The sequence below is a fragment of the Xenorhabdus sp. PB30.3 genome (genome assembly GCF_963895965.1).
GTDB classification, from domain to species: Bacteria; Pseudomonadota; Gammaproteobacteria; order Enterobacterales; family Enterobacteriaceae; genus Xenorhabdus; species Xenorhabdus stockiae.
On record NZ_CAWQMW010000133.1, the window covers coordinates 98982 to 111646 of the forward strand.

11 protein-coding genes are annotated in these 12665 nt (G+C 47.4%); 8 read left to right on the forward strand and 3 right to left on the reverse strand.

What is annotated here, in order from left to right; all coding sequences use genetic code 11:
* The first annotated feature begins 89 nt into the window (after positions 1-89).
* Complete coding sequence (gene rapA, locus AACX38_RS12105; protein ID WP_228863010.1) at positions 90-2999, forward strand: RNA polymerase-associated protein RapA; 2910 nt, start codon at positions 90-92, stop codon at positions 2997-2999.
* Positions 3000-3126: 127 nt separating this feature from the next.
* The gene (gene rluA / locus AACX38_RS12110) at positions 3127-3780 is read left to right on the forward strand and encodes a bifunctional tRNA pseudouridine(32) synthase/23S rRNA pseudouridine(746) synthase RluA (protein WP_099120151.1); all 654 of its coding nucleotides are present in this window, start codon (positions 3127-3129) and stop codon (positions 3778-3780) included.
* 27 nt (positions 3781-3807) lie between these two features.
* Here the strand turns inward: rluA and djlA are convergent, their stop codons facing one another.
* Positions 3808-4617: a co-chaperone DjlA gene (gene djlA / locus AACX38_RS12115; RefSeq protein ID WP_228857725.1), complete on the reverse strand. Its 810-nt coding sequence runs from the start codon at positions 4615-4617 to the stop codon at positions 3808-3810.
* 200 nt (positions 4618-4817) lie between these two features.
* Between djlA and lptD the strand changes: the two genes are divergently transcribed.
* The 6 genes from lptD (at position 4818) to apaH (ending at position 11587) form a co-directional block, all read left to right on the forward strand.
* Positions 4818-7169: an LPS assembly protein LptD gene (gene lptD, locus AACX38_RS12120; RefSeq protein WP_099120152.1), complete on the forward strand. Its 2352-nt coding sequence runs from the start codon at positions 4818-4820 to the stop codon at positions 7167-7169.
* A gap of 66 nt (positions 7170-7235) precedes the next feature.
* The gene (surA, locus tag AACX38_RS12125; RefSeq protein ID WP_228863011.1) at positions 7236-8534 is read left to right on the forward strand and encodes a peptidylprolyl isomerase SurA; all 1299 of its coding nucleotides are present in this window, start codon (positions 7236-7238) and stop codon (positions 8532-8534) included.
* Complete coding sequence (pdxA, locus tag AACX38_RS12130) at positions 8515-9513, forward strand: 4-hydroxythreonine-4-phosphate dehydrogenase PdxA (RefSeq protein ID WP_099120154.1); 999 nt, start codon at positions 8515-8517, stop codon at positions 9511-9513. The genes surA and pdxA overlap by 20 nt, the downstream gene beginning before the upstream one ends.
* Positions 9506-10336 (forward strand): 16S rRNA (adenine(1518)-N(6)/adenine(1519)-N(6))-dimethyltransferase RsmA, encoded by an 831-nt coding sequence (rsmA, locus tag AACX38_RS12135; RefSeq protein ID WP_228863012.1) that lies wholly within the window; start codon positions 9506-9508, stop codon positions 10334-10336. Before pdxA ends, rsmA begins: the two co-directional genes overlap by 8 nt.
* A 34-nt stretch (positions 10337-10370) precedes the next feature.
* Positions 10371-10748, forward strand: a complete 378-nt coding sequence (gene apaG, locus AACX38_RS12140; protein WP_099120156.1) for a Co2+/Mg2+ efflux protein ApaG — start codon at positions 10371-10373, stop codon at positions 10746-10748.
* Between the two features lie 2 nt (positions 10749-10750).
* Complete coding sequence (apaH, locus tag AACX38_RS12145) at positions 10751-11587, forward strand: bis(5'-nucleosyl)-tetraphosphatase (symmetrical) ApaH (protein WP_228863013.1); 837 nt, start codon at positions 10751-10753, stop codon at positions 11585-11587.
* Positions 11588-11643: 56 nt separating this feature from the next.
* Here apaH and folA read toward each other — a convergent pair whose 3' ends face one another.
* Both folA and AACX38_RS12155 read right to left on the reverse strand, forming a co-directional pair.
* Positions 11644-12129, reverse strand: coding sequence for a type 3 dihydrofolate reductase (gene folA / locus AACX38_RS12150; protein ID WP_228863014.1), 486 nt, complete (start codon positions 12127-12129; stop codon positions 11644-11646).
* Positions 12130-12243: 114 nt separating this feature from the next.
* A partial coding sequence (locus AACX38_RS12155) for an IS982 family transposase (RefSeq protein ID WP_228863015.1) occupies positions 12244-12665 on the reverse strand: 422 nt, incomplete at its 5' end.

The following is a 12665-nucleotide window of genomic DNA, read 5'->3' on the forward strand; positions in this document are numbered from 1 at the left end:
TCGATAACCAATGATGATCGATATCCAACAAAAGCAGCCACCCTGCAACCATAAATAACATTATCTAACAGAAAACTGAGCCAAAATTTATGCCATTTACTCTTGGTCAACGCTGGATAAGCGATACAGAAAGCGAACTTGGATTAGGTACAGTCGTGGCGCTTGACACGCGCATGGTGACATTGCTTTTTCCAGCCAGCGGAGAAAACCGCCTCTACTCACGCAATGATTCCCCGATCACCCGAGTTATGTTTAATGCGGGCGATACCGTGACCAGTCACGAAGGCTGGAAACTCAAGGTCGATGAAGTTCAACAAGAGAATGGCCTGCTGAACTACATCGGTACTCGTTTAGATACTGAAGAAGAAAATGTCATCCTGCGGGAAGTATTTCTGGATAGTAAGCTGACATTCAATAAGCCACAGGATCGCTTGTTTGCCGGCCAGATTGATCGCATGGATCGCTTTGCCCTGCGTTTCCGCGCTCGTAAGCATCAAAGTGAACAATTTCGTCTGGCAGAAAGTGGCTTACGTGGCATTCGTGCCAGTTTGATCCCCCACCAGTTACATATCGCTAATGAAGTCGGTAAGCGCCATGCACCGCGCGTATTACTGGCGGATGAAGTTGGTCTGGGTAAGACCATTGAAGCTGGTATGATTATCCATCAACAACTGATGGCGGGTCGTGCCGAACGTGTGCTGGTTATTGTGCCAGACAGTCTCCAGCATCAGTGGCTGGTGGAAATGCTGCGCCGCTTTAACCTGCGCTTTTCTCTGTTTGATGATGGCCGTTATTCCGAAGCCCAGCATGACAGCGATAATCCATTTGAAACGGAACAGTTAGTTATCTGTTCGCTGGATTTTGTTCGCCGTAATAAACAGCGTTTTGAGCATTTGCTGGAAGCGGGCTGGGATTTGATGGTCGTGGATGAAGCACACCATCTGGAATGGAGTGAAAAAGCGCCAAGCCGCGAATATCAGGTTATCGAGCAACTGGCAGAACAAATTCCGTCTGTTCTGCTGCTGACAGCGACACCAGAACAGTTAGGACAGGAAAGCCACTTTGCCCGTCTGCGTCTCCTTGATCCAAATCGTTTCCACGATTATCAGGCTTTCATTGACGAACAGCAGAAATACCGCCCGGTTGCTGATGCAGTAACGTTACTGCTGTCTGGTGAAACGCTGAGCAATGATCAGCAAAACCTGATTGTTGAGCTGATCAGCGAACAGGATATTGAACCTCTGCTGAAAGCGGCGAATAGCAATAAGGAAGAAGAGAGTGAAAACGCCCGCCGTGAATTAGTTGCGATGCTGATGGATCGCCACGGCACCAGCCGGTTGCTGTTCCGTAATACCCGTGGTGGTGTAAAAGGTTTCCCTCACCGCGAACTGCATGAAATTAAGCTGCCACTGCCATCCCAGTATCAGACTGCTATCAAAGTGTCTGAAATTATGGGCGCGAAAAAAACGGTGGAAGCGCGTGCAAAAGATATGCTCTACCCTGAGCGGATTTATCAGGAGTTTGAAGGCGAAAATGCAACATGGTGGAACTTTGACCCCCGTGTTGAATGGCTGCTTGGCTTCCTGCTGGCGAACCGCGATGAAAAAGTACTGGTGATCTGTGCCAAAGCAGAGACTGCCCTGCAACTGGAGCAGGTTCTGCGTGAACGCGAAGGGATCCGCAGCGCGGTATTCCATGAAGGGCTTTCCCTGCTGGAGCGTGACCGTGCAGCGGCTTATTTCGCTTCCGAAGAAGAAGGCGCGCAGGTGCTTCTGTGCTCTGAAATTGGTTCCGAAGGACGTAACTTCCAGTTCGCTAATCAGCTCGTTATGTTCGATCTGCCTTTCAATCCTGATTTGCTGGAACAGCGTATCGGTCGTCTGGATCGTATCGGTCAGAACCGCAATATCACGATCAGCGTGCCTTATCTGGAAAGTACCGCACAATCTGTCCTGCTGCGCTGGTATCACGAAGGTCTGGATGCATTCGAACATACCTGCCCGACAGGTCGCCCGATTTATGATAAGTACTATGAAACGCTGCTGAATTTCCTTGCCAAGCCTAACGAACAAACGGGCTTCTGCGAGTTTATCTCCGAGTGCCGCACGCATCACGAACAGCTCAAACAACAGCTGGAGCAAGGTCGTGACCGTCTGCTGGAGATGAATTCTAACGGTGGTGAGCAAGGGCAGATTCTGGCTGAAACCATTGCCGGGCAGGATAATAATACTGATTTGGTGAATTTTGCCCTGAACCTGTTCGATATCATTGGTATCAATCAGGAAGATCGCAACGATAACATTATTATTCTCAACCCGTCTGAACACATGCTGGTGCCTGACTTCCCCGGTCTGCCACAGGATGGCTGTTCTGTTACATTCGATCGTGAAAAAGCCTTATCCCGCGAGGATACTCAGTTCCTGAGCTGGGAGCATCCGATTATCCGTAATGGTCTGGATCTTGTCCTGTCAGGTGATACCGGAAGCTGTGCAGTTTCTATTCTGAAAAACAAAGCACTGCCGGTTGGCACGCTGTTAGTTGAGTTAGTTTATGTTGTTGAGGCTCAGGCACCGAAACACCTGCAATTAACCCGCTTCCTGCCTCCGACACCGTTGCGCTTATTGATGGATCTGAAAGGTACTAATCTGGCACCTCAGGTGGAGTTTGAAAGTTTTAACCGTCAGTTGAATGCCATCAACCGCCATAATGCCAGCAAGCTGGTTAACGCGGTTCAAAAAGAAGTTCATGCTGTTTTGCAGCAATCTGAACCTCTGGTTGAACAACAGGCGCGCGAATTAATTGAGAAAGCGAAAAAAGAAGCTGATGAAGTCCTGTCCGCTGAGTTGTCACGTCTGGAAGCCCTGAAAGCGGTCAACCCGAATATCCGTGATGATGAACTGGAAGCCATTGAATCCGAGCATAAGCATCTGTTGCTGAATCTGGATCAGGCAAACTGGCGTCTGGATGCAATTCGTCTGGTCGTTGTCTCTCACCAATAAAGAATAGTTATTCTGTCATAAGGGGCATCCATAACGAGGTGCCCCTCTGTTTTATCCCATCGATATGCTGTTAGAATGCGCCCCGTTATTTTTTCCAACCCAATTTTCCAAACCCATTGGAGCGACTATGCTGGAGTTTTATAATCCCCCGACTGACCCCTGGTTACATGTGCTTTATCAGGATGAGCACATTATGGTTGTCAATAAACCCAGCGGATTGCTTTCTGTTCCGGGAAAAGCTGAGGAACATAAAGACAGTATCATGACCCGGGTACAGGCCGAATTTCCCTCTGCCGAATCTGTTCATCGGCTGGATATGGCGACCAGTGGCATCATGGTGGTCGCACTGACCAAAGCGGCCGAACGTGAGCTCAAGCGACAATTTCGTGAGCGTGAACCGAAAAAAGTCTATATCGCACGTGTCTGGGGGAAATTAGAACCGGAAGAAGGGCTGGTTGATTTACCGTTAATCTGCGACTGGCCGAATCGCCCGAAACAAAAAGTCTGCTTTGAGACGGGAAAATCGGCACAGACCGAATATCAGGTACTTGAATATGAAGCACAGGCAACCCGCGTCAGGCTCGCGCCTATCACCGGTCGTTCCCATCAGCTTCGTGTACATATGCTGGCACTTGGCTATCCCATTCTGGGTGATCGGTTCTATGCGCATCAACAGGCAAAAGAGTTAGCTCCTCGCCTGCAATTACACGCACAGGAGCTGTCTATCACTCATCCGGCTTATGGTTCTCCGATGCATTTTGAATGTATCGCCGACTTTTAATTGCCGTTAACTTCTTTATGACAACGGCTATTTAAAGCCTTTCTCTTTCTTGATCAGATCATAAGCGGCCTGAATGGACTGTGCCTTTTGTTTGGCAAGCTCCATCATTTCTGGTGGTAAACCTTTTGCCACCAGCTTATCGGGATGGTGCTCACTCATCAGCTTCCGATAAGCCCGCTTAATGGTTGTGGCATCATCACTCTGGCTGACCCCCAGCACCTTACAGGCATCTTCCAGCGTCGCACGCTGTTGGGCGGCTCCCTGATAATGACCATTCTGCTGATATTGCCCGCCAAAATGACGACCGCCTTCCATCATCGCCAGAAACTGCTCGAACTGCATACGGGAAATTCCCAGTTCTTCAGCAATCACAAACAGCACTTTTCTTTCATTGGGATGAAGTTCACCATCAGCAAATGCAGCCTGAAGCTGAATTTCGAGAAACATTCTGATCAGATCAAAGCGCCCGAAACAGGCCCGACGAAGCTGTTTTAATGTCTCACGTAATGGAAACTCAGGGCGTTTACCCTCGCGAAATGCCTGCTGTGCAGCAAGGCGGGCGTCACCATGCAGGCGCATTCGATCCATAAGCTGGCTGGCCAGTTGGATATCCGTTTCAGTGACCCGTCCTTTTGACTTGGTCAAATGGCCCAATACCTGAAAGGTACTGCGGAAAAACAGTGCCTGCCGCGATGGGTTTTTAGCAGGGGTTCCCTGATTCCGTATCCTGACTTTATCAAGGATATGGCCCAGCAGAACACCCACAACAATGCCCCAGAACCCGGCACCAGATGCAATACCAAATATTAACCCTAATAATTTTCCCCAATACTGCATATACTCTCTAATTCCTCAATGCCCTGAGTGAAATTTTGCATTATCATACTATTCATCATTATCATACTATCCATTAAGCTCTGTGCCTAACAGCATGATTAGTGAAATTTAACTTTACTCTGGCGCATATCTATCAAGTGCGTTAGTCTCTCAGCGTTTGTCGGCATGATGCCACTCATGATGGAACCGCATAAGCATCTATGAATAAATGTTATCCCACTTTGCTGGCCACGATGGTATGGGCAGCACTTTACAGTCAGCAGGCACACGCTGACCTTGCAGCACAATGTATGCTGGGTGTCCCTGTCTACGACAAACCCATTATTACCGGGGATCCCAACACACTGCCGATTAAAATTCAGTCTGATGACACCCATGGTGAATACCCTACTGCTGTAGAGTTTGTCGGTAATGTCGATATCCAACAAGGAAATAAAACACTGACTGCCGACAGAGTCAGATTCGAGCAGACTGAAGCTAAAGACCCGGTGCGGACTATCCATGCAGCCGGGAATGTCAGATATGATGATCCCCAGATAATTCTGAAAGGGCCACGCGCCTGGGCTAACTTAACCACAAAAGATACCGATGTGGAACAAGGGAAGTACCAGATGGTAGGTCGCCAGGGACGCGGTAGCGCAGATAAAATGATGCTGCGCGGTGAGAACCGCTATACCATTTTAGATAATGGCGTGTTTACTTCCTGTCTGCCGGGTAACGATAGCTGGAGCGTTATCGGTTCAGAAGTCATTCTGGATCGTCAGGAAGAAGTGGCTGAGATTTGGAACGCCCGTTTCAGGGTCGCAAATGTTCCCGTGTTTTATACTCCCTACCTGCAACTACCGATTGGCGATAGACGCCGCTCTGGTTTTTTGATCCCTAATGCCAGTTTTTCCAATAAAGATGGTATCCAGTTCATTCTGCCTTATTACTGGAATATTGCTGCCAACTACGATGCGACCATCACACCACATTTGATCAGCAAACGCGGTCTGAAGCTCGATAACGAGTTCCGTTACTTAACGAAAGCTGGCTCAGGCACCGTGGCATTCGATTGGATCAAGAAAGACCGCCTGTATGCAGAAGATAAAGATTTTAATCTCAGGCCTGAACGGGATAGCAACAGCCGCTGGTTATTCTATCTGAACCACGGTGGAGTGATGAATCAGGTCTGGCGCTTCAGTGCTGATTATACCAAAGTCAGTGATCCGCACTATTTTACAGATTACAGCTCTCAGTACGGAACCAGTACTGATGGTTACGCCACTCAAAAATTCAGTATCGGCTATGCGCAACAGAACTGGAATGCAACGTTAACCACCAAACAATTCCAGATCTTTACCGCCAGCGATACCAGAAAAGCATACCGTGCTACCCCTCAGCTAGATCTGAATTACTATAAAAATGATCTGGGGCCATTTGATTTCCGCACCTATGCGCAATTTGCCAAATTTACCAGCGTTGGTAAGGAGCAGCCGAATGCAACTCGCTGGCATGTAGAGCCTTCCATCAACCTGCCACTCTCCAATGGCTGGGCAAGTCTCAACAATGAAGTTAAGTTGATGGCAACCCACTACCAACAAGATATTCCTGCTGCGCAAAAAACCTCTGATTTGGAGAAATCAGTTAATCGCGTTTTGCCACAGTTTAAATCAGATGCACAAATGGTATTTGAACGTGCTATGTACTTTAAGCCCGGTTTTACGCAGACACTGGAACCTCGGGTCCAGTATCTTTATGTTCCTTATAGGAATCAGAATAATATTTACGACTACGATTCCTCCCTGCTGCACGCCAATTATACTGGCTTGTTCCGTGATCGGTTCTACAGTGGTTTGGATCGCATTTCATCAGCCAACCAGTTCACGAGTGGTATCACCACCCGTATCTATGATGAAGATTTAGTTGAACGTTTTAGTTTCTCTATAGGTCAAATTTATTACTTTGAGGCACCACGTGTTAAGGATGTGGGTTCTTCTGGGCAGACACAGAGTCCGATTGATGCCAGTAATAACAGAAGAACGGGTTCTACAACCTGGGCCAGTGATGTTGAATGGAACATCAACTCATCCTGGGGCTTTAAAGGTGGGGTGCAGTATGATACCCGTCTGAGCCAGGTTTCAATGGGGAATTCAGTCGTGGAATACCGCCGTGATGCTGACCGCCTGATACAGCTGAATTATCGCTTTGTTAATCGTGACTATATTCGGGCTACCCTCAGAAACGCTCCTGCATATCAGCAGGGTATTTCTCAGGTAGGTGTGATAGGAAGCTGGCCGTTGACTGATCGCTGGGCGGTCGTCGGCGCATATTACTACGATGCCAAAGAGAAACAACCCGCCAGTAAGATGCTCGGTATGCAGTATAGTACCTGTTGCTGGGCTGTGAATGTCGGTTACGAGCGTAAGATAGTCAGCTGGAAGGACAACCAGAGTGAATATGATAATAAATGGTCACTCAATATTGAACTCCGTGGCTTAAGTAACAATCATAGTTTGGGTAGCCAGAAGATGCTTCAGCAAAGTATTTTGCCTTACCAGCGTGCCTTCTGATACCAATAAACAAAATGTAAACACAATAACCCCGCTGTAAGGCGGGATTGATATGATGGGAAACATATGAAGAACTGGAGAACGCTCATTCTCGGGTTGATGTTTGCAATGAACACTGCCATAGCAGCACCACAGGAAATCAATAAGGTCGCTGCCATTGTTAATAATGATGTTGTACTGGAAAGTGACGTCAACAATCTCTTAGAGTCCGTTAAGAATAACGCAAGACTGTCTGGTCAGCAGATTCCGGATGAAAAGACATTGCGCCACCAAATTCTTGAGCGTCTGATTATGGATGATATCATCTTGCAAATGGCAAAGCAGATGCAGCTTACTATTCCTGATGCGGATGTGGATTCAACCATTGAAAACATTGCGGCACAGAACCATATGAGCCTTGCTCAGATGAAGCAAAGTCTGGCTGCGGAGGGTATGAGTTTCGATACCTATCGTAATCAAATCCGCAAAGAAATGCTGATTGCTGAAGTGCGTAACAACGAAGTCCGTCGTCGCATTTCTATTCTGCCCCAAGAAGTTGATTCTTTAGTTAATCAACTCAGTAGCCATAATGATCAGAATACTGAACTGAACGTTAGTCAGATTTTGATCCCTCTGCCTGAGAATCCAACCCACGCTCAGGTCGAGAAAGCAGAAGTTACGGTAAACAAGATCTTGTCTGATCTTAAAAAAGGCGGGGATTTTGGGAAACTGGCAATTGCTTATTCCAGCGATACACAAGCCTTAAAAGGCGGCAACATGGGCTGGAACCGGTTACAGGAACTGCCATCATTATTTGCTGAACAGCTTCAGTCGGCTCAGAAAGGGCAGGTTATCGGCCCAATCCGTTCCGGTGTCGGCTTCCATATCCTGAAAGTAAATGATATCCGTGGCGGTAATGCGCCTGTTGCAGTCACCGAAGTCAATGCCCGCCATATTCTGCTAAAAGCATCACCAGTGATGACTGATGAGCAGGCCCGCGACAAATTAAGACAGCTCCGGGAAGAAATTTTAAGTGGTAAAACGACATTCGAGCAAGCAGCAAAAGAGTATTCTGAAGATCCGGGTTCTGCCATGCGTGGCGGTGAACTGGGCTGGAATGTGCCAAGTGCTTATGATCCTGCTTTCCGTGATGCTCTGGTTAAACTGAAAAAAGGCGAAATCAGCCAGCCTATTCACTCCGCTTTCGGATGGCATCTGATCCAGTTGCTTGATACCCGCAAAGTCGACAAAACCGATGCAGCACAAAAAGATCGTGCTTACAAGCTGCTGTTTACCCGTAAATTTAATGAAGAAGCGCAAACCTGGATGCAGGAATTACGCGCCTCTGCTTATGTGAAAATTTTAGATGGCAACGATGCAAAATAAACCCATCATTATCACCCCCGGCGAACCGGCCGGGGTTGGCCCGGATTTAGTCATTGCCCTCGCCCAATCTGAGTGGCCCGTCCAATTAGTTGTCTGTGCTGATCCTGAACTCATGCTCTCCCGTGCTCGGCAACTGAACCTGCCCTTGCAATTGCAGCCTTACTCTCCGGAGCATTTATCTGACTCACAGGCCGCCGGAACACTGAGCATTCTCCCCGTTTCTCTCCATACTCCGGCTGTCGCGGGTGAATTAAACCGGGAGAATGGTACTTATGTAACAGAAACTCTGGCTAAAGCCTGCGATGGTTGTTTAAGAGGTGAGTTTTCGGCACTGGTAACAGGCCCTGTACATAAAGGGGTTATCAATGATGCCGGGATCGCCTTCACCGGCCATACTGAGTTTTTTGCTGACCATAGCCAGTGTTCACGCGTCGTGATGATGCTGGCAACAGAAGAATTACGGGTCGCTCTGGCAACAACCCATTTACCGATTCTGGATGTTCCTAAAGCGATAACTTTTGATTCTCTGCGGGAAGTGGTCACTATTCTTAATCATGACCTGAAAACCAAATTTGGCATCCCTCGCCCTCATATCTATGTTTGTGGTCTTAACCCTCATGCAGGTGAGAACGGCCATATGGGGCGTGAAGAGATAGATGTGATTATTCCGGCACTGGAAAGCCTCAGAGCTGAAGGCATCTGGCTGGAAGGACCATTAGCGGCTGATACGCTATTTCAGCCAAAATATCTGGATCATGCCGATGCAGTGCTTTCTATGTATCACGATCAAGGGCTGCCCGTGCTAAAATACCAGGGTTTTGGCAGAGCGGTGAATATCACTCTGGGGCTGCCATTCATCCGAACCTCTGTCGATCATGGCACCGCACTGGAGCTGGCAGGGACAGGTCAAGCTGATGTGGGAAGTTTTATCACCGCATTGAATCTCGCAATTAAAATGATACAAAACAGTAATGAATAATAAAGTCCACCAAGGGCACCATGCCCGTAAACGCTTCGGGCAAAATTTCTTAACCGACCAGTATGTCATTGATAGCATTGTTGATGCTATGAACCCACAGCCTGGGCAGGCTATGGTGGAAATCGGGCCGGGTCTGGCTGCACTGACCGAACCCGTTGCAGCGCGTCTGGATAAAATGACGGTCGTCGAACTTGACCGTGATTTGGCCTCTCGCTTGCAGGTCCACCCGAAACTGAAAGATAAGCTGACTATTATTCAGCAGGATGCCATGACCGTTGATTTTGGTGAGATCGCCAAAGAACTGGGGCAACCTCTGCGTGTATTCGGTAATCTGCCGTATAACATCTCTACACCATTAATGTTTCACCTGTTCAGCTTCACCGATGCTGTCGCGGATATGAACTTTATGTTGCAGAAAGAAGTCGTCAACCGTCTTGTAGCCGGGCCGGGCAGTAAAACCTACGGGCGTTTGAGTGTAATGGCGCAATATTATTGCCATGTTATGCCAGTACTGGAAGTACCGCCGACCGCGTTTACCCCGGCACCGAAAGTCGATTCAGCTATCGTGCGATTAATTCCTCATAAGGCCATGCCTTATAAGTCGATACCTCATCCTGTGCAGGATATCCGCATGCTGGCAAGGATCACGACACAAGCATTTAATCAACGTCGCAAAACTATCCGCAATAGCCTAAGTGACCTATTTTCTCCTGAACAACTCTCTGATTTGGGTGTTGATCCGGGCACACGTGCTGAAAATATTTCAGTCGAGCAATACTGTAAAATGGCAAACTGGTTATCGTCTCAATCTGAAACTGTCTGATAACGGACATACGTTGCAGTAAAAGGAGGCATTTATGCTCAACGAACCAAGAGTTCATATTCAAGTTCAAAGCGCTTACGTAGAAAGCCAGTCAGAACCGGACCGGCTACGTTTTGTGTTTTCTTACACAATATTAATTCGTAATCTTGGGCATTCCCCCGTGCAACTCATCAGCCGTTACTGGCGTATAACCAACAGTAACGGCCATCAGACAGAAGTTCATGGCGAAGGCGTGGTGGGAGAGCAGCCAGTGATCCCGCCCGGAACGGAATATCGCTACAGTAGCGGGGCTGTTCTGGAAACACCTTTGGGAACAATGGAAGGCCATTATGAGATGATTGATCATCTTGGCAATCCATTCCGGGTTGCTATTCCGGTATTCCGACTGGCTATCCCAACACTGATAAATTAACTATGGCTACATACCTTATCGGCGATATTCACGGCTGCTACCGCGAACTGGTTGCACTCTTACAACAGGTTGATTTTGATCCCGACAAAGATACATTGTGGCTGACAGGTGATTTAGTCGCTCGTGGCCCTGATTCTCTGGCGGTTCTGCGCTATGTTAAGCAACTGGGGTCCGCCGTCAGGCTGGTTCTGGGCAATCATGACCTGCATTTACTGGCTGTGTATAACAAAATCAGCCGTAATAAACCTAAAGACCAGTTGGATCAGTTGCTTACTGCTCCTGATGTCGATGAGCTGATTAATTGGCTGAGAAAACAACCGGTATTACAGATCGATGATGAACTGAAACTGGTCATGGCTCATGCAGGATTGACTCCACAATGGGATCTGGAAACAGCCAGAATATGTGCCGACGAAGTGGAAGCAATCCTACGCAGTGACAGTTATCCCCTGTTTCTCAATGCCATGTATGGTGATATGCCCAATAGCTGGTCACCAAAATTAAGCGGGCTGTCACGACTGCGTTATAGCACCAACGTACTGACACGAATGCGTTACTGTTTTCCGAATGGTCAGCTGGATATGATTTGCAAATCCAAGCCCGAAAATGCGCCCGCGCCACTAAAACCGTGGTTTGAACTCCCGCGAAAAATTCCTGAAGATTATTCCATTGCATTTGGTCACTGGGCAGCACTGGAAGGAAGAGGAACGCCTGCTGATATTTATGCTTTGGATACAGGCTGTTGCTGGGGTGGAGAGCTGACGCTTTTACGTTGGGAAGATAAACAATATTTCAGTCAGCCTGCATTTGCTACTCAGTCAGATGATTCAGATTCGTAATTTTTAATGGAGGGTCGTCTGACACTCCATTTCTCGTACCTGACAGAGAAAAATAATTACTGCCGTCTTTCCAGAATTTCAAAACAGTAGCTGTGTGAATTGCGCTCATCGGCATCGTGATATTCAGTAAAAACCGAGTTCCACTCATCGGGTTCATAATCAGGAAAATGGGTATCCCCAATCACTTCGGCGTCAATATGAGTCAGATACATGCGACTGGCCAGAGGAATAAATTGTTCATAAATTTTACCACCGCCTATCACCATGATTTCTTCGACATCACCTGCCGCAGCCAGAGCTTCTTCGAGAGAACTGACCCAGGTTGCACGATCATCGCTGCCTGGCTGACGGCTGATGATAATGTTCAGGCGTCCTGGTAAAGGGCGACCAATCGATTCATAGGTTACTCTTCCCATCACAACCGGCTTTCCGAGTGTATTACGCTTAAACCAGGCTAAATCACCCGGAACAGTCCACGGCATAGCATTGTCCAGACCAATAACGCGATCCATCGCCATTGCAGCAATCAAGCTGATATTCATTAAGTCACCTTACAGGCAAGTAGTATGAAAATTGCGGACACTATACGGAAAGAGGTAGTAACAGTCGATAAGATTAGTGATTTGTTCAGAATAGATAATTAACCCCAATTCCGCTTAAGCTATTACTGAAATATCTTCTTCTGAGTAGAAAATTTTCAGTGATGGCTTTTTCTCTTTAAGGCAGTAAGCAATCAATCCCGTTAAAATGGTTAACAAAAAACCGGTTATACTTCGGTGACGAGAATGTTCTAATTGAGAGCCATTTTTTAATTGTCCATTAATCGTTTCAATGATAAAACGCTTTTTAAGCATAACCTTATCCCACTCAGCCAGTGCAAGCGCTTTCATATTGCGGCGCTTTTTCGTGATAAAGGTGATATCCGTTTTAGCTAAATCATCCGCCAATTCCTGACTCAGATATCCTCTGTCGCCGTAAAGAGAACCCGTGAGATCTTTTGATAATTCGCGTACGGGCTCCCTATCATCCACATTACCCGGGGTCACTTTAAGCGCTAAAATTTCGCCCAGATGGTTAA